At 71.9% G+C, this 16,252-nt stretch carries 16 protein-coding genes; 11 read left to right on the top strand and 5 right to left on the bottom strand.

Features of this window, described 5'->3' with window-relative positions; genetic code table 11:
* The first annotated feature begins 15 nt into the window (after positions 1-15).
* Complete coding sequence (locus AS97_RS19830; RefSeq protein ID WP_197049130.1) at positions 16-1,041, top strand: MurR/RpiR family transcriptional regulator; 1,026 nt, start codon at positions 16-18, stop codon at positions 1,039-1,041.
* 83 nt (positions 1,042-1,124) lie between these two features.
* On the opposite strand, the gene AS97_RS19825 is transcribed toward AS97_RS19830, so the two are convergent.
* Together AS97_RS19825 and AS97_RS19820 are read right to left on the bottom strand one after the other, a co-directional pair.
* Positions 1,125-1,781, bottom strand: a complete 657-nt coding sequence (locus tag AS97_RS19825) for an IS630 family transposase (RefSeq protein WP_247204818.1) — start codon at positions 1,779-1,781, stop codon at positions 1,125-1,127.
* Positions 1,782-1,795: 14 nt separating this feature from the next.
* Positions 1,796-2,173 (bottom strand): helix-turn-helix domain-containing protein, encoded by a 378-nt coding sequence (locus tag AS97_RS19820; protein ID WP_247204430.1) that lies wholly within the window; start codon positions 2,171-2,173, stop codon positions 1,796-1,798.
* A 228-nt stretch (positions 2,174-2,401) separates the two neighbouring features.
* Between AS97_RS19820 and AS97_RS19815 the strand changes: the two genes are divergently transcribed.
* Positions 2,402-2,992 carry a hypothetical protein gene (locus tag AS97_RS19815; protein WP_210565381.1) on the top strand — a complete coding sequence of 197 codons (591 nt, stop codon included), beginning with the start codon at positions 2,402-2,404 and terminating at the stop codon, positions 2,990-2,992.
* Between the two features lie 339 nt (positions 2,993-3,331).
* Here the strand turns inward: AS97_RS19815 and AS97_RS19810 are convergent, their stop codons facing one another.
* The gene (locus AS97_RS19810; RefSeq protein ID WP_247204429.1) at positions 3,332-4,699 is read right to left on the bottom strand and encodes a diaminopimelate decarboxylase; all 1,368 of its coding nucleotides are present in this window, start codon (positions 4,697-4,699) and stop codon (positions 3,332-3,334) included.
* Between the two features lie 90 nt (positions 4,700-4,789).
* Positions 4,790-5,107 (bottom strand): hypothetical protein, encoded by a 318-nt coding sequence (locus AS97_RS19805; RefSeq protein WP_247204428.1) that lies wholly within the window; start codon positions 5,105-5,107, stop codon positions 4,790-4,792.
* Between the two features lie 54 nt (positions 5,108-5,161).
* Between AS97_RS19805 and hutU the strand changes: the two genes are divergently transcribed.
* The 4 genes from hutU to hutI all read left to right on the top strand — a co-directional run bounded on the left by hutU (position 5,162) and on the right by hutI (position 10,774).
* Positions 5,162-6,838, top strand: a complete 1,677-nt coding sequence (gene hutU, locus AS97_RS19800; protein WP_210565380.1) for a urocanate hydratase — start codon at positions 5,162-5,164, stop codon at positions 6,836-6,838.
* A 119-nt stretch (positions 6,839-6,957) separates the two neighbouring features.
* Positions 6,958-8,169, top strand: coding sequence for an allantoate amidohydrolase (locus AS97_RS19795; protein ID WP_210567241.1), 1,212 nt, complete (start codon positions 6,958-6,960; stop codon positions 8,167-8,169).
* Complete coding sequence (locus AS97_RS19790; protein WP_210565379.1) at positions 8,160-9,542, top strand: formimidoylglutamate deiminase; 1,383 nt, start codon at positions 8,160-8,162, stop codon at positions 9,540-9,542. The genes AS97_RS19795 and AS97_RS19790 overlap by 10 nt, the downstream gene beginning before the upstream one ends.
* A 44-nt stretch (positions 9,543-9,586) precedes the next feature.
* Positions 9,587-10,774: an imidazolonepropionase gene (gene hutI, locus AS97_RS19785; protein ID WP_059145145.1), complete on the top strand. Its 1,188-nt coding sequence runs from the start codon at positions 9,587-9,589 to the stop codon at positions 10,772-10,774.
* Positions 10,775-10,870: 96 nt separating this feature from the next.
* On the opposite strand, the gene AS97_RS19780 is transcribed toward hutI, so the two are convergent.
* The gene (locus AS97_RS19780) at positions 10,871-11,815 is read right to left on the bottom strand and encodes an RNA polymerase sigma factor SigF (protein WP_059145144.1); all 945 of its coding nucleotides are present in this window, start codon (positions 11,813-11,815) and stop codon (positions 10,871-10,873) included.
* Positions 11,816-12,067: 252 nt separating this feature from the next.
* Here AS97_RS19780 and AS97_RS19775 point away from each other — a divergent pair, with 252 nt between their 5' ends.
* The 5 genes from AS97_RS19775 (at position 12,068) to AS97_RS19755 (ending at position 16,252) form a co-directional block, all read left to right on the top strand.
* The gene (locus AS97_RS19775) at positions 12,068-12,436 is read left to right on the top strand and encodes an STAS domain-containing protein (RefSeq protein WP_059145143.1); all 369 of its coding nucleotides are present in this window, start codon (positions 12,068-12,070) and stop codon (positions 12,434-12,436) included.
* A 183-nt stretch (positions 12,437-12,619) separates the two neighbouring features.
* Positions 12,620-13,129 (top strand): ATP-binding protein, encoded by a 510-nt coding sequence (locus AS97_RS19770; RefSeq protein WP_059145142.1) that lies wholly within the window; start codon positions 12,620-12,622, stop codon positions 13,127-13,129.
* Positions 13,130-13,452: 323 nt separating this feature from the next.
* Positions 13,453-14,208, top strand: a complete 756-nt coding sequence (locus tag AS97_RS19765; RefSeq protein WP_093462358.1) for an LPXTG cell wall anchor domain-containing protein — start codon at positions 13,453-13,455, stop codon at positions 14,206-14,208.
* A gap of 26 nt (positions 14,209-14,234) precedes the next feature.
* Positions 14,235-15,194 (top strand): hypothetical protein, encoded by a 960-nt coding sequence (locus AS97_RS19760; RefSeq protein ID WP_125759945.1) that lies wholly within the window; start codon positions 14,235-14,237, stop codon positions 15,192-15,194.
* Complete coding sequence (locus AS97_RS19755; protein ID WP_125759946.1) at positions 15,191-16,252, top strand: hypothetical protein; 1,062 nt, start codon at positions 15,191-15,193, stop codon at positions 16,250-16,252. The genes AS97_RS19760 and AS97_RS19755 overlap by 4 nt, the downstream gene beginning before the upstream one ends.

The raw sequence follows: 16,252 nt of genomic DNA, 5'->3' as shown, positions 1-16,252 counted from the left end.
GGTCAGGAGGACGCGATGAGTACGGATAACGGGGTGAGCGACGGGGTGAGCGGTGCTCGGACGGCGCCGGCGGCCGAGGATGTCGCGGTGGCGCCGCCGGAGGTGTCGGTGGGCGCGGGTGGCTCGGCCGGTGCGGGTGGCGCGGGCGGCTCGATCGCTACGACGGGTTCGGGCGCTCCCCCTGGTTCGGTCGCCTCGGCCGCTTCCGGTGCCTCGACCGCCGCTCGGCTGCAGGCGCTCTTCGAGGGCCACCGGCTGACCCCGACCCAGCGGCGGATCGCCCACTGCATGGTGCGGCGGGCCGCGGACGCGCCGTTCCTCTCCAGCGTCGAGCTGGCCGAACTCGCGGGCGTCAGCCAGCCGTCCGTGACCCGCTTCGCGGTCGCCCTCGGTTTCGACGGCTATCCGGCACTGCGCAAGCATCTGCGCGATGTCGCCCCCGCCGAGCCGGAGGCGGACGAGGGGTCGTACAACGAGTACCAGCAGGCCGTGCAGTCCGAGATCGACAATCTGCGCCATCTCGCCGCGCTGCTGGCCGACCCCGCCCCCGTCGTCCGGGCCGGCCGGCTGCTCGCCGACTCCCGCCCGCTGCTGGTCCTCGGGCTGCGCGCCGCCTCCGCGCAGGCGCGCGGCTTCACCTACTTCGCGCGCAAGGTCCATCCGGACGTGCGCCTGCTCGACGAGGGCGGAACGATGCTCGCCGACCGCGTCGACGCGGCGAGGCGCGCGGGTGCGACGGCGCTGCTGTGCTTCGCGCTGCCGCGGCATCCGCGGGAGGTCGTGGAGGGCCTGGAGTACGCCCAGGAGGCGGGCCTGACCGTGGTCGCCGTCGCCGACAGCGCCTTCGCCCCGATCGCCCGCCACACCGATCTGCTGCTGCCCGCGGCGGTCGGCACGGGCCTGGCCTTCGACACCGCGTGTGCGCCGATGCTGCTGGGGCGGGTGCTGCTGGAGGCGATGTGCGACGCGCTGCCGGAGGCGCAGGCGCGGCTGGAGGAGTTCGACGCGAAGGCGGCGGAGCGGGCACTGTTCGTGGAGTGAGCCGGGCTTCAGGGCCGCTCTGTGTGACAACCTCCGTCCCTCTCACCCAATTCTCAGGCATCCTGGCTAGTAGATTGTCGCGGCTAATGTTTGGGGTAGAGGTGGCGCAGTTTGATGCGTGCGTCGTGGGTGGTGAACTGCCAGTCCACCTGACGTTGGTCGGTGTTGGTGGCGTTCTGCCAGGCTGAGAGTTCGGTGTTGAGGATGGCGAGGTCGCCGATCCGGCGGTCGAGGCATTGCCGGGTCAGCGCGGAGAGTTCGATCTCGGCGATGTTGAGCCATGACCCGTGCTTGGGCGTGTGGTGGATCTCGAGGCGCTGGGCCAGGGCGAAGGCCTCTTCCGGTGCGAACGCTTCGTACAGCGAGGCGATGTCGTGGGTGTTGAGGTTGTCCATCACCAGCACCACGGTCTCGGCGTCGGGGTAGTCCACGCTCAGCAGGTGCTTGACCTGGCCGGCGAAGTCGGTCCGGGTCCGCTGGGACAGTGCCTGAACCCGGCGCCATCCCCGTAAGGGTTCGACCCACACGAAGATGGAGCACGTGCCGCAGCGGATGTACTCGCTGTCCTGGCGGGCGTCGTGACCGGGCCGGGCGGGGAGCGGGCCGCGGACATGGTCGAGGAGCTGGTAGGGCTTCTCGTCCATGCACACCACCGGACGTGCCGGGTCATAGGGCCGGGCGTAGACGGCCAGCACGTCCTCCATCCGGGCGGCGAACTGCGCGTTCGCTCGTGGTGGGATGGTCCAGTACTTCTTCAGGTGAGGGCGCAGTTCCGTTTTTTTAAGATCCGCCCGATGGTGGAGTGGTCCAGGTCAGGGATGTCCTCGACCAGTGCGATGTGCTTCTCCAGCAGCCGCAGCGACCACCGTGCATGGCCCTGGGGTGGCTGGGAGCACGCCATCGCGATCAGCCGGGCTTCGACCTCACCGGTCACCGGCGAGGGCACCGGCGGCAGGTCGCGCTTCTTCCGCGCGATCGTTGCGTGGACATCACCACCGGTCTCGGCGAAACGCTTGGCGACCAGCCGCAACGTCTCACCAGAGACGCCGAGCCGGTCCGCGATCACCGCCTTGGAATCCACCTCACCCACCGAGGTGTCCAGTGCGAGCAGCACCCGCGCACGCATGATCATCGAGGCTGGGTGAACACCTGTCGTGGTCACCCGGAGCAACTCCTCGCGATCCTGCACAGTCAACCTGACCGGCCACTTGTTCCGCGAACCCACGACAACCGTCCTATCTGGCAAAGGAAAAGAATCTGCCAGACACCAACCTCCCCACAACTAAGCAGCGACAATCTACTAGATTCCTCGGTTCGACAGGGATTTCATCAGGGATTCGTCAGGGTGAGGAGGTCGGTCGTGGGGCGCGGGGCGTATGCGCTGGCACGGGTGGCGGTGATCGTGCGGGCCCCTGCGGGGTGGCTGTGGTGGCCCGGTGTGCTGGCCGCGGGGATCGGAGCGCTGGTGCCGGGGCTGACCGGGCGCCGGATCGGAGTGCTCGCCGGGGCGGCGCTCTTCCTGATCGCGGCGGTCGTGGTGTTCACGGTGCGCAGGAAGCGGTATCTGGAGTTGGCGCGCGGTGCCTCGCGCGCGAGCAAGTCGGTCTTCCTCCAGGACCGTGCGGTGACCGTAAGGACGCGCCGACGCGCCCTGCGGTGGTGGCTGCTGCTGGCCTTCCTCGCCGCGATGGGCTCGTCCTTCGCCGTTCCGGCGGCGGGCGGGATGCTGATGGCGGGGCTCGGCGCCGGGCTGTGGGCCAAGGCGCTGTGGCTGGGCCGCTGGGAGCGCGCGAACGAGGTGCTGCTGTGGGTCCGCACGGAGCGGGTCTCCGGCGGGCGGCCCGCGGGCAAGGCGGTGGACGCCTACCAGACGACGGGCATCGTGGCCGGGGACGCGGGACCGGGCGGCGCGCGGCGCTCCGCGCGGACCGTGGCGGCGGCCACGCGCTGAGATCCAGCTCCGTCGTCAGGTTTGACTGAAGGTGCGTCGGTGGGCGCCGGGCGTGGTGCCTGCTGCGTCCGGAAGCGGCGGCGCCGATGAGCGCGTGCGCCGCTCCTGGACGGCCCTCGCGGGCGCGGCCGACAACCGCTACACCCTTGACCTCGTTCCCGCGCTGCGGCGGTCCACGACGCCCGAGCGGGCCCGGGCGCCCGGGCCGGGGGTGTGTCGCCGGGCCGCAGGGACCCGCGGTCCGGCAGCGGCCTCGGCTCCGGATCACAGGGCCGCCGCCGGGCTTCGCTTCCACCGGCCGGGTGCTTCTCGATGTGCGGCGCGCCCGGGCGCGGAGCGCTACCGCAGGCGGCTGAGCCCCAGTGCATGTGCCGCGCCGCTCTCGGCCACGATCTCGTCCAGCGTCTGCGGCTTCCGCACCGTCGCGAAGCGCACCTCGTCGCCGGTGGAGCCGGTGGCGTCGAAGCCGTAGATCCCGGGGCGGGGCAGGCTGTTGTACGCGAAGTGGTTGGAGAAGTAGTACGCGCCCGTGTCCAGCAGGCCGACCAGGTCGCCCACCGCCAGCTCCGGCAGGGGCCGGTCGCGGGCGACCAGGTCGCCCGCGAAACAGCAGGGACCGGCGATGTCCTGGGGCACCTGGCCGTCGGAGGAGCCGCCGGCCTTGGGGCGGCCCTCCGGGTCGTAGGCCGTGACGCGCAGGGGCCAGGCTTCGGGGGCGAAGACCGTACGGGTGGCGAGCTGGGCGCCCGCGTGGGTGACGGCGATCGGGCGGCCGCCCGCGGACTTCGCGTACTCGACCCGCGCCAGCACCAGGCCGGACTTGGCCAGGAGAGACCGTCCGAACTCGGTGACCAGCTGGTAGCGCCCGTCGAAGAGCCCCGGCACGGTGGTCCGCAGCAGCTGTGCGTACTCCCGGTAGCTGGGGGTGATCTCGTCGGAGGCGAAGTTCACCGGGAGGCCGCCGCCGATGTCGAGGGCGTCGATCTGCCGGCGGCCGACCGCCCCGTTGATCTCTTCGGCCAGTTCGTAGGCCACCCGTATGCCCGCCGCCATCAGCTCCAGCGGACAGCCCTGGGAGCCGACGTGGGCGTGCAGCCGGGTCAGCCAGGGGCGCTCGGCGAAGGCGCGGACGACCCACTCGCGCGCCCCCGGGTCCTGGAGGGCGACGCCGAACTTGGAGGTCGCGGTGGCCGTGCTCATCGCGTCGATGCTGCCGCCGCCCACCTGCGGGTTGATCCGCAGGCCCAGGGGCGCGGGCGGGTCCGCGCTGTCCCCCACCAGCGCGCCGAGCCGGTCCAGCTCCTGTGGGTTGTCGGCGTTGACGGCGATGCCCAGGTCGAGGGCCTCGCACAGCTCCGCGGGGGTCTTGGCGGGGGAGTCCAGGACGATCCGGTCGGGCGTCACCCCCGCCGCGCGGGCCAGCGCCAGCTCGCCGGGACTGGCGACCTCGCAGCCCAGGCCCTCGTCGGCCAGCAGCCGCAGGACCGGGACGAGCGCGGCGGCCTTGACCGCGAAGGCGTGCAGCACGGGGGTGCCGGGCGTGACGACGTCCTCGAAGGCCGCGCGCAGTTCGGCGGCGGCGGCGCGGATCCCGGCCACGTCCAGCAGCCCGACGACGGGCCGATCCGGGCCCAGCAACCCCTGTTCCACGGCGGCCCGAACGGCCCGTTCGCGCCGGGCGGCCATCGCAACGGTTTTCGACGTCATGCTTTCAGCCAACCACTGAGGACGGCCGCGGACCAGTTCCCCCGGGAGTGCTCCGGGGGCGGGCCCGTGTGATCGTGGGCTGACCTGGCCCTACAGCTCCACCAGCACCGCCCCGAGGTGACGGCCCGCCACCAACTCGCACAGCGCGCGCGGCGCTTGGCCGATCCCCGTCAGCCGGGTGTACGGATAGACGAGGGCGCCCTCGCGCGGCGCCCGGCCGAACTCGCGCAGGTACGCGGGCATCGCGTCCCGGTGGTCCATCGCGCTGATGCCGCGCAGCGTGACGCCCCGGGCGATGAGGGCCGGGGTGCTGATCCCGGTCGGGGCCGGTCGCGTCCCCCGCGAGCCCGCGCCGCTGAACCACCCGGGTGTAGGCGCGGCCCCGCGGTATTGACTAGTCATATTCATCGGCATCAAGATGTGAATAACTCGATCCAATCGATGGCAGGGAGGCTTGGCCCCATGACAGGACCGCGACCCGTACGGGCGCCGCGTGGTGCAGAGCTCAGCGCTCGGGGGTGGCAGCAGGAAGCCGCCCTGCGGATGCTGCAGAACAACCTCGATCCGGAGGTCGCCGAGCACCCCGACAAGCTCGTCGTCTACGGCGGCACCGGTAAGGCGGCCCGCGACTGGCGTTCGTTCGACGCCATGGTCCGCACCCTGCGCACGCTCAAGCAGGACGAGACGATGCTGGTCCAGTCGGGCCGCCCGGTGGGCGTCATGCAGACGCACGAATGGGCGCCGCGGGTGCTGATCGCCAATTCCAACCTGGTCGGCGACTGGGCCAACTGGGAGGAGTTCCGCCGCCTGGAGGCGCTGGGCCTGACCATGTACGGCCAGATGACCGCCGGGTCCTGGATCTACATCGGCACCCAGGGCATCCTCCAGGGCACCTACGAGACCTTCGCCGCCGTGGCGGCGAAGCTGCATTCAATGGGTAAAGGGGTCAACGGCACCCTGGCGGGAACGATCACCCTCACCGCGGGCCTCGGCGGCATGGGCGGCGCCCAGCCGCTGGCGGTCACCATGAACGACGGCGTCGCGATCTGCGTCGACTGCGACCCGCGCGCCATCGAGCGCCGTATCGAGCACCGCTACCTGGACGTCCGCGCCGACAGCCTGGACCACGCCCTGCAACTGGCCACCGAGGCGCGCGACGCCCGGCGCCCCCTGTCGATCGGCGTGCTGGGCAACGCGGCCGAGCTGGTCCCGCAGCTCCTCGCGATGAACGCCCCGATCGACATCGTCACCGACCAGACCAGCGCCCATGACCCGCTGGCGTATCTGCCGATCGGCGTGGACTTCGACGAGATGGCGTCGTACGCCGCCGAGAAGCCCGCCGACTTCACCCAGCGGGCGCGCGAGGCGATGGCCCGCCACGTGGAGGCCATGGTCGGCTTCATGGACGCGGGCGCCGAGGTCTTCGACTACGGCAACTCGATCCGCGGCGAGGCCCAGCTCGCGGGCTACGACCGCGCCTTCGCCTTCCCCGGCTTCGTGCCCGCCTACATCCGGCCGCTCTTCTGCGAGGGCAAGGGCCCCTTCCGCTGGGCCGCCCTGTCCGGCGACGCGAGGGACATCGCGGCCACGGACAAGGCGATGCTGGAACTCTTCCCGGAGAACGAGTCGCTGGCCCGCTGGATCAAGATGGCGGGGGAGCGGGTCCACTTCCAGGGGCTGCCCGCCCGTATCTGCTGGCTCGGCTACGGCGAGCGCGACAAGGCGGGCGAGCGCTTCAACGAGATGGTCGCCGACGGCACGCTCGCCGCACCGCTGGCGATCGGCCGCGACCACCTCGACTGCGGCTCGGTGGCCTCCCCGTACCGCGAGACCGAGGCCATGCTGGACGGCTCGGACGCGATCGCCGACTGGCCGCTGCTCAACGCCATGGTCAACGTGGCCTCGGGCGCGTCCTGGGTCTCCATCCACCACGGCGGCGGCGTCGGCATGGGCCGCTCGATCCACGCGGGCCAGGTCACGGTCGCCGACGGCACGGCGCTGGCGGGCGAGAAGATCCGCCGGGTGCTGACGAACGACCCCGGCATGGGTGTGATCCGCCACGTGGACGCGGGCTACGACCGCGCGGACGAGGTGGCGGAGGAGCGGAACGTGAGGATCCCGATGAGGGAGACGGAGTGACTGCTGTGGGCAATCGTCCCGCGGAGGGGGCACCTCCCAGCGGTAGCTGGGGGAGGGACGGGTGGGCACAGCCCACCGACTCGGCCGCACCCGCCCACGAAACCCCGTCGTTCCACGAGATGTGGCGCGACCTGGCGCCCGTAGGCCGCGAGAAGACGACGGGCGGCTACCGCCGCTACGCCTGGACGGAAGCCGACGCGGACTGCCGAGCCTGGTTCAAGGCACAGACGGAAACCCGCGGTCTCACCTACGAGGTGGACCGCAACGGCAACCAATGGGCCTGGCTCGGTGACCCCACCGCCGGAAACGCCGTGGTCACCGGCTCCCACCTCGACTCCGTCCCCGACGGCGGCGCCTTCGACGGCCCGCTGGGCGTCGTCTCCTCCTTCGCCGCCCTCGACGAGCTGCGAGCACGGGGTGCGCACCCCACCAAACCGCTCGCCATCGTCAACTTCGGCGATGAGGAGGGCGCCCGCTTCGGTCTGGCCTGCGTGGGCTCCCGGCTGACCGCCGGGCAGCTCACCACGGACCAGGCGCACCAGCTGCGCGACGCGGACGGGCTGAGCCTCCCCCAGGCGATGGAGCGCGCCGGATACGATCCGGACGCCATCGGGCCCGACCCGGAGCGGCTGGCCCGCATCGGCGCGTTTGTCGAGCTGCACATCGAGCAGGGGCGTGCCCTGGCGGCGCGGTCCGACAGCGGCTCCGCCGCGGGGAACGCCCCCGTGGGTGTCGCGTCCGCGATCTGGCCGCACGGCCGCTGGCGGTTCGACTTCCACGGCGAGGCCAACCACGCCGGGACGACCCGGATCGAGGACCGCCGCGATCCGATGCTCACCTACGCCAACACCGTCCTCGCGGCCCGTAAGAAGGCCAGGATCGCCGGGGCGCTGGCGACGTTCGGCAAGGTCAGCGTCGAGCCGAACGGGGTCAACGCGATCGCGAGCCTGGTCCGCGGCTGGCTGGACTCACGCGCCGCCGACGAGGAGACCCTGGCCGCCGTGGTCGGCGAGATCGAGCGCGCCGCGCTCGAGCGCGGGGAGCGCGACGGGGTGGACGTGCGAGTCACCCGGGAGTCGTTCACCCCGGTCGTCGAGTTCGCCCACGACCTTCGGGACCGGCTGTCCGGGCTGCTGGGCGGCGTTCCGGTGCTGCCGACCGGGGCCGGACACGACGCCGGCATTTTGTCCGCGTCCGTTCCTACGGCCATGCTGTTTGTAAGGAACCCCACCGGCGTCTCGCATTCACCCGCGGAGACGGCGGGCGAGGACGATTGCCTCGCCGGTGTGGCCGCACTCGCGGAGGTACTGGAGGGTCTGGCGTGTCACTGACGGCGCAGACGTACTGGGCGGAGCACGCCTGGGTGAACGGAAGCGTGCGGTCGGACGTGGTGATCGTGGCCGCGGCCAACGGACGGATCGCGGCGGTGGTGCCCGACAGCCCACGACCGCCCGCCGGATCCGTCACGCTCCGTGGTCTGACCATCCCCGGTCTGGCCAACGCCCACAGCCACGCCTTCCACCGGGCCCTGCGCGGTGTCGTACAGGCGGAGAGCGAGGCGGGGACCGAGACGGCGGGCGCGCCGGACTCCTTCTGGACCTGGCGCGAGGTGATGTACGGGGTCGCCGACCGGCTGACCCCGGACAGCTACTTCGAGCTGGCCCGCGCCGTCTACGCCGAGATGGCGATGGCCGGGATCACCTGCGTGGGGGAGTTCCACTACCTCCACCACGCGCCCGGCGGCGCCCGCTACGGCAACCCCAACGCGATGGGGGAGGCCCTGATCGCGGCCGCGGCCGAGGCCGGTATCCGGATCACCCTGCTCGACACCTGCTATCTCTCCTCCGGTTTCGGGGCCGAGCCGGGCGAGCACCAGCTGCGCTTCTCCGACGGCACGGCGGAAGCCTGGGCCGAGCGGGTCTCCGGGCTGAAGAGCGACGGCAACACCCGCATCGGCGCGGCGATCCACTCGGTGCGGGCCGTCCCCGCCGATCAGCTCGCGGCCGTGGCCGGGTGGGCCCAGGAGCGCACGGCGCCCCTGCATGTCCACCTCTCCGAGCAGACCGCCGAGAACGACGCCTGTGTGGAGGCGCACGGCTTCACCCCCACCCGGCTGCTCGCCGACCACGGCGTGCTGGGCCCGGAGACGACCGCCGTGCACGCCACCCATCTCACCCCCGGCGACATCCGGCTGCTGGGCCACTCCGCCACGGGTGTCTGTATGTGCCCGACCACCGAGCGTGACCTCGCCGACGGGATCGGCCCGGCCGCCGAGCTGCGGAGCGCGGGCTCACCGCTCTCGCTGGGCAGCGACAGCCATGCCGTGATCGACATCCTGGAGGAGGCCCGCGCCATGGAGCTGGACGAGCGGCTGCGCACCCGCGCCCGGGGCCACTGGACCGCGGCCCAGCTGCTGCGGGCCGCCACCGTGGACGGCCACGCGGCGCTCGGCTGGGGCGCGGAGGCCGGCCGGATCGAGGTGGGCGCGCTCGCCGACCTCACCACGGTCGCGCTGGACTCGGTGCGCACGGCGGGGCCGCCGCCCCGGCTGGGTGCCGAGACCGCCGTATTCGCGGCGACCAACGCGGACGTCCGGCACACCGTGGTCGGCGGCCGCCATGTCGTACGGGACGGCACCCATCAGCTCGTCCCGCGCGTCCCGCAAGCGCTGGCCGAGTCCATCGAAGCCCTGCACGGACGGTGACCCGGCCGCCACCGCAACGGCCGACGAAGGAGAACACCCCCACGATGACCACCGCGACGACTGCGCCGACCACGACCGCCATCACCGACATCGCCGGTCTGGTCACCAATGACCCCTCCCTCGGTGAAGGCCCCCTCGGCCTGATCCGGGACGCGGCCGTCGTCATCGACGGCGACCGCATCGCCTGGGTCGGTGAGTCCAGCAAAGCACCCGCCACCGACAACCGGGTCGACGCCGGTGGCCGGGCGGCCATTCCGGGCTTTGTGGACTCCCACTCCCATCTGGTCTTCGCGGGCGACCGGACCGAGGAGTTCAACGCCCGGATGTCCGGCCGCCCGTACAGCGCGGGCGGGATCCGCACGACCGTCGCCGCCACCCGCGCCGCGTCGAACAACGTGCTGCACGCCAACGTCGGCCGCTATGTGGCCGAGGCGCGCCGGCAGGGCACCACGACCGTCGAGATCAAGTCCGGCTACGGGCTGACCTCCCAGGACGAGGCCCGCGCGCTGACCATCGCCAGTGCCCACACCGACGAGGTGACCTTCCTCGGAGCGCATATCGTCGCCCCCGAGTTCGCCGACGACCCGGCCGGGTACGTGGATCTGGTCACCGGCCCGATGCTGGACGCCTGCGCCCCGTACGCCCGCTGGATCGACGTCTTCTGCGAGCAGGGCGCCTTCGACGGCGACCAGGCCCGCACCATCCTGACCGCGGGCAAGGAGCGCGGGCTGATCCCGCGGGTCCACGCCAACCAGCTCTCCTACGGCCCCGGGGTGCAGCTCGCGGTGGAGCTGGGCGCCGCCTCAGCCGACCACTGCACGCATCTGACCGATGCGGACGTCGACGCGCTGGCCCAGGGGGAGACGGTCGCCACTCTGCTCCCCGGGGCGGAGTTCTCCACCCGCTCGACGTATCCGGACGCGCGCCGGCTGCTCGACGCGGGCGCCACGGTCGCGCTGTCCCCGGACTGCAACCCGGGCTCGTCCTTCACCAGCTCCATGCCGTTCTGTGTGGCCCTGGCCGTACGGGAGATGGGGATGACCCCCGATGAGGCGGTGTGGGCCGCCACGGCCGGTGGGGCGCGGGCCCTGCGCCGTACCGACGTGGGCCGGGTGAGCCCGGGCGCCCGGGCCGATCTGGCGCTGCTGGACGCCCCGTCCCATGTGCACCTCGCCTACCGCCCCGGTGTCCCGCTGGTCTCGGCGGTGTGGCACAACGGCACCCTGATCTGACATGTGACGTGATGTGACCTGACGGAACGGCAGCGCGCACGGATAAGGGCCCGTCCCGGTCGGCCGGGGGCGGGCCCTTATCCGTCTGCGGAGGCGTCACTCCTCGATCATCAGACCCTTACGGAGCCGACGGAGGGTGCGCGACAGCAGCCGCGAGACATGCATCTGGGAGATGCCCAGCTCCTCACCGATCTCCGACTGCGTCATATTGGCCACGAAGCGCAGGGAGAGGATCTTCCGGTCGCGCGCGGACAGATCGGCGATCAGGGGCTTCAGGGACTCGACGTACTCGATGCCTTCGAGTCCGTGGTCCTCGTAGCCGATCCGGTCCGCCAGCGCTCCCTCGGAGTCGTCCTCCTCCGGCTGGGCGTCCAGCGAGCTCGCGGTGTACGCGTTGCTCGCGGCCATGCCCTCGACGACCTCGGCCTGGCTGATGTCCAGCCGCTCGGCCAGTTCGCTGACGGTGGGGGCGCGGTCCAGCCGCTGGGCGAGTTCGTCGCCGGCCTTGGCCAGGTCGAGACGGAGCTCCTGCAGCCGCCGCGGTACGCGCACCGACCAGCTGGTGTCGCGGAAGAAGCGCTTGATCTCACCGACGATCGTCGGCATCGCGAAGGTCGGGAACTCGACGCCCCGGCCGGTCTCGAAGCGGTCGATGGCCTTGATCAGGCCGATGGTGCCGACCTGGACGATGTCCTCCATCGGCTCGCTGCGGGAGCGGAACCGGGAGGCGGCGAACTTGACCAGCGCCAAGTTGAGCTCGACCAGGGTGTTACGCACATAGGCGTATTCGTGGGTGCCTTCCTCCAGCACCTCGAGACGTTCGAAAAGAGTCTTCGACAGAGCTCTCGCGTCTACCGGTGCTACCGTGTCATAAGGGGGTATTTCCGGTAGATCGGACAATTCCGGCAGTTCATCGAAGAAGCCAACGGTCGCCTGGGCGTCCGCGTCGGGGGTGAACTGCTCGGGCAGGGGGGCCGACGAAACGGTGGTCCGGGTACTCCCCGAGGGTTCGGTACGCGTGTCGTCGAGGCGGGGTGACATAGTCTCCTCCATCGTTCTCGGCATATGGCTGCCGGTGCCATGACGTGCTGCTCCGGTGAGCGGCGCCTCCAAAGCCGGGCCGTAAGCGGATGTGACCCTCTACGCCTACCTGCATCAGCCACCAAGTGGCAAGTCCACGTTGTCCATATTTGCCGAACTATGCGAAATGTTCGGCTACCAGAGGACCGGGTAGAAGGCGTAGGGTTCGATGCGCGCAATCGAAAGCAACGAGACGCCAGAAGAGGTGCGCAGATGGACCGCGGGATGGTCGGCAGCGCCAGCAAAGGCCGGCTCCAGGTCGAGGTTCGGCACCACGGGACGAGCGCGGTCGTGACGCCGGCGGGTGAGTTGGATCACCACACCGCCGAAGTGCTGCGCGAGCCGCTCGAGAAGTGCGTAGAGGGGGGACGTGTCCGGCTGGTGGTGGACTGCTCAAAGCTGGAGTTCTGTGACTCCACCGGGCTCAATGTCCTTCTCGGTGCACGACTCAAGGCCGAGGCCGAAGGCGGTGGCGTCCATCTGGCCGGGATGCTGCCGATCGTTGCCCGAGTGTTCGAGATCACGGGCGCGGATGCCGTCTTTACGGTGCATGAGTCGCTCGACGCAGCGCTTGTCGAGTGACGTAGATCACTCTTGTTCCCGGCGTGTCATCGGTGGGTCACCGATGCGTTGCCCGCGTCACATCAGTGGGGCGGAAGTAGTGGGTGTTCTCACGCTTTGGCCGGGCAGGAGACAGGCTGAAACTGTTGAAGAGATCAGGTATCCCTGGACCCTGAATCGGTGAATCGGTGAGGTGAAGCGCTGATGAGCACCACCCGGCCGTACCCGCCGGGCGACCGCGGCCCGGACCCGGACGGCCCCGCGGCTTCGGCCTCCCCACCGGCCCCCCCGACCGCCGGTTCCATCCGCCAGACCCGCAGGCTCGCTCTGATCGGGGCCAGCGGGGCCGTTCCGCGCGCCCGCGACTTCACGCGCGAGGCGCTGCGCGACTGGGGGTGGCTTCCGGCCGCGACCGCCGACCACCGGGCCGCCGCCGAGGACGTCCTGCTCGTCGTCTCCGAACTGGTCACCAACGCCTGTCTGCATGCCGAGGGTCCCGAGGAGCTGCGCGTCAGCTGTAACGCCAAAGTGCTCCGGCTCGAGGTCGTGGACCTCGGTACCGGTACGCCCGCGCCGCGCACCCCGCACCGCGCCGGCCGGCCCGGCGGCCACGGCATGTTCATCGTCCAGCGGCTGTGCCTCGACTGGGGGGTCGTGCGGAACGTGGAGGGATCCGGCAAGACGGTCTGGGCCGAGCTCGCCGCGCCGGGCTGAAGAGCGCGGCTCCGGCCCCACCACGATGCCACCGTCCACCCGCAGGCCCGGCTGATCCGCCGCGCCGATCCGGCCGTCCCCACCACGGCCGGGGCCTCCTCCGGCATGTCCGGCCCCGGGCCCGCCTGATCCCCGTCGTATGTCCGGCCCCGGGCCCGCCCGATCCCGTCGCCGCGGCGGCCACTTCACCCCCTCTTCTCCGCTTCGCGCCGATCCGGCGTGCTTTTTGTCTTCCCTTGGCAAGGTCCCCGGCGTACCGTCAGCGCCCAATCTGATGTGCCGTCAGTTACATTCGGCTGCGGCGCTTGACGAGAGGGGATCTCGTGGTGTCCCACAACCAACGGCGCCCGGCCGGCCGTGGCGGCGCCCTGACGCTCGCGGCGGCCCTGGCCGGCTCCGTGGTGCTCCTCACCGCCCCGGCCGCGCACGCCGACACCGTGGACGTCGACTACCAGTGCAAGACGCCGATCGGCGACAAGAGCGCCGTATCGCCCATCGACATCAAGAGCGTCGCGAGCGGCGGTTCCTACAAGCTCACGATGTCCTTCGAGAAGGGCGTCTCCTCCAGCCCCGTCGAACTCGGCAAGGGCGCCATGCACCCCAGCGCGCTCATCAAACTGGGCGGAGCGGAAAGCGGCACGGTCTCGGTGTCGGGGCCCGCCAACGACAAGGCCATCCCGGCCAACACCCCAATCAAGATCAGTGACCTGTCGGGCACCTACACGCCCAAGAAGAGCGGAAAGGTCACCTTCACCGCCTCGACCCTCACCATCAAGGCGCTGGGAACGACCACCACCTGCACCCCCGGCAACAACCCCAAGCCCTCCCTGACGCTGGACGTCAAGGGCGCGGGCGGCGGCGGGGACTCCGGCTCCACCGGCGGTACGGGCAGCACGGGCGGTACGAGTACGGGCGGCACGGGCGGATCCGGCGGTGCGCAGGGCGGCTCCGGCAACGACCAGCTGCCACAGACCGGACCGGCGGACTCCGCCGTCGCGCTCGGCACCCTCGGCGGGACGGTGCTGCTCGCCGGAGTGGCCGGGGCGCTCTGGCTGACCCGCCGTCAGCGGACGCCCTGACGCTCGCGGCATCCGAGGAGCCGCCGATGCCGTCGCGTATCCGTGCAGTGAGCCGAGCGGTCCGCCGCGCGGCCGGGCATGCCGTCATGCGGCCAGCCGCCCGCCTTTGTGCCCCGGCCCTGTTGGCCGCGTTCCTGGTGCCCCCGGGGCCCTGGGCCTCCCCGGCTGCCGCCGCCGGACCCGACTGGTCGGCGGCTCCCGCCGCCGGCGGCGGCAGCGCACCGGGCGCGGGCGACCGGCCGTACATCTACCTCGAAGGCGGGCCCGGCGCCGTCCTGGAGGACAGGCTGTCGGTCATCAACAAGGGCGAGCGCCCCCGCACCGTCCGGCTGCGCGGCGCCGACGGCGCCCGTATCGCGCTCGCCGAACAGCGGGTGACGGTGCCGCCCCGCACCCGTGCCGACATCCCCTTCACCCTCACCGTCCCCTCCGACGCGGTGCCCGGCGAACGCCCCGGCGCGGTCATGGTCTCCTCCGGCGGTCGCGAGATCGCGGTCCGGCTGCGGCTGCGGATCAGTGGTGCGACGCTGTCCGCCCTCGCCGTGGAGGACGTGACGATCCAGGGCCGCGGCGACCGGGCGGCCATCCGCTACGCCCTCGTCAACCGCGGCAACACCGTGCTCACCCCACGGCTGGCCGTACGCGCCGACGGGCTCTTCGGCCAGGTGCTGCGCCGGGACCCGCGCACCCTGCCGGTCGAGCTGCCGCCGGGCAAGCGGGTGCGGCTCACCGAGAGCTGGCCGCACCCGCCCGTCCTCGACTCGGTGGACGTGCGGCTCACGGTCACCGCGGGCGGGGGCGCGCACGCCACGGCGACCGCCGGATACACGGCCGTCCCCTGGTGGCTGCTCGCCCCCGCGGCGGCGGCCCTGGTGGGCGCGGGCGTCGGCGGAGGCGTCTGGCTGCGGCGAAGACGACGGCGCCGACGCCACACCCCGGGACCGCAGCCGCAACCGCAGAGCACAGGGGCAGGAGCGACCACGTGAACCCATGCCGATGCGCAGGCACCCCGGCCCGGCCCTCCGCCGTGGTCACCGTGCTCGTCCTGGTCCTCCTCACCCTCGGCGTGCCCCTGACGGGCGGCGCCAAGGCGGCCGAGGGCCCGACCGCGAAGGTCTCCCAGGCCGAGGCGGGCACGGGCGGCACGGTCACCGTGACCGGCGCCCGATGGCGGCCGCGTGCCCTGCTTACCCTGCTCATCTGCGGACAGAACATGATCGGCGGCACCAACTCCTGCGCCAACGGCGACGGCAGGGCGGTCACCGTCGGCGCGGACGGCACCTTCAGCAAGAAGCTGCCGGTCGCCGAGCCGCCCAAGCCCTGTCCCTGTGTCATCCATATTGCGACCGCCACCGGTGAGGCCGCCGCCGCGGACGTGGCGTTCAAGGTCGCCGGGCATCCGGTCGCGCCGCTGCCGAAGGAGCGGAGCGGAGGCGAGCGGCTGAGCGTGCTCTCGGCCCGGCTCGACGGCTCCAGCGGGCTGCTGACCTGGTTCGGCGCGCCGCCGAGCCGACGGCTCGTCGTCACCGTCGGCAATCTCGGCTCGACCCCGGCCCGCGATCCGGTCTTCGAAGTGGGCACCTCGCACGGCGTCTTCGCCCCCTCCTGGGAGGAGCAGCGATGGCGGGGGACGATCCAGCCGGGGAAGAAGGCGCAGGTCAAGCTGGACGTCGAACTGTCGGCCGGGGCCCATGGCGACTATCTGGTCTCGCTGCGCTACGGATCCAAGCTGCTCGTCGAACAGCCGTGGGCGGTGGGACGGCCCTGGGGCGTCACGCTCTTCTGGGTCCTGCTGTGCGTCGTGGCCGCGGCGACGGTCTTCCGGATCGGCATGGCCGTCGTGGACAAGGTACGGCCCCGTACGGCCCGGGCCGCGCCACCGCCGCCCGCATCCCCGCCCCCGTCCACCGGACCGGCCGGGGCGAACGGCGCGCGTCCGGCGCTGCCCTGGTTCACCCCCGACACGGCGCCGGAGGCACCGCCGCACCACCAGATTTCCGCACCGTCCGAGGAGATCCGATCGACTCCGAAAGGAACCACCTGA

It is taken from the genome of Streptomyces sp. AgN23, from assembly GCF_001598115.1.
Lineage (GTDB): Bacteria > Actinomycetota > Actinomycetes > Streptomycetales > Streptomycetaceae > Streptomyces > Streptomyces antimycoticus.
This window is presented reverse-complemented; position numbering and strand designations above follow the sequence as displayed.

Coding starts and splice junctions, on each gene's coding strand:
- AS97_RS19820 (WP_247204430.1), bottom strand. CDS start 2,173: ATGATCATGCGTGCGCGGGTGCTGCTCGCACTGGACACCTCGGTGGGT.
- AS97_RS19780 (WP_059145144.1), bottom strand. CDS start 11,815: ATGTCACCCCGCCTCGACGACACGCGTACCGAACCCTCGGGGAGTACC.
- AS97_RS19770 (WP_059145142.1), top strand. CDS start 12,620: ATGAGCACCACCCGGCCGTACCCGCCGGGCGACCGCGGCCCGGACCCG.
- hutU (WP_210565380.1), top strand. CDS start 5,162: ATGACAGGACCGCGACCCGTACGGGCGCCGCGTGGTGCAGAGCTCAGC.
- AS97_RS19810 (WP_247204429.1), bottom strand. CDS start 4,699: ATGACGTCGAAAACCGTTGCGATGGCCGCCCGGCGCGAACGGGCCGTT.
- AS97_RS19775 (WP_059145143.1), top strand. CDS start 12,068: ATGGACCGCGGGATGGTCGGCAGCGCCAGCAAAGGCCGGCTCCAGGTC.
- AS97_RS19760 (WP_125759945.1), top strand. CDS start 14,235: ATGCCGTCGCGTATCCGTGCAGTGAGCCGAGCGGTCCGCCGCGCGGCC.
- AS97_RS19830 (WP_197049130.1), top strand. CDS start 16: ATGAGTACGGATAACGGGGTGAGCGACGGGGTGAGCGGTGCTCGGACG.
- hutI (WP_059145145.1), top strand. CDS start 9,587: ATGACCACCGCGACGACTGCGCCGACCACGACCGCCATCACCGACATC.
- AS97_RS19805 (WP_247204428.1), bottom strand. CDS start 5,107: ATGAATATGACTAGTCAATACCGCGGGGCCGCGCCTACACCCGGGTGG.
- AS97_RS19795 (WP_210567241.1), top strand. CDS start 6,958: ATGTGGCGCGACCTGGCGCCCGTAGGCCGCGAGAAGACGACGGGCGGC.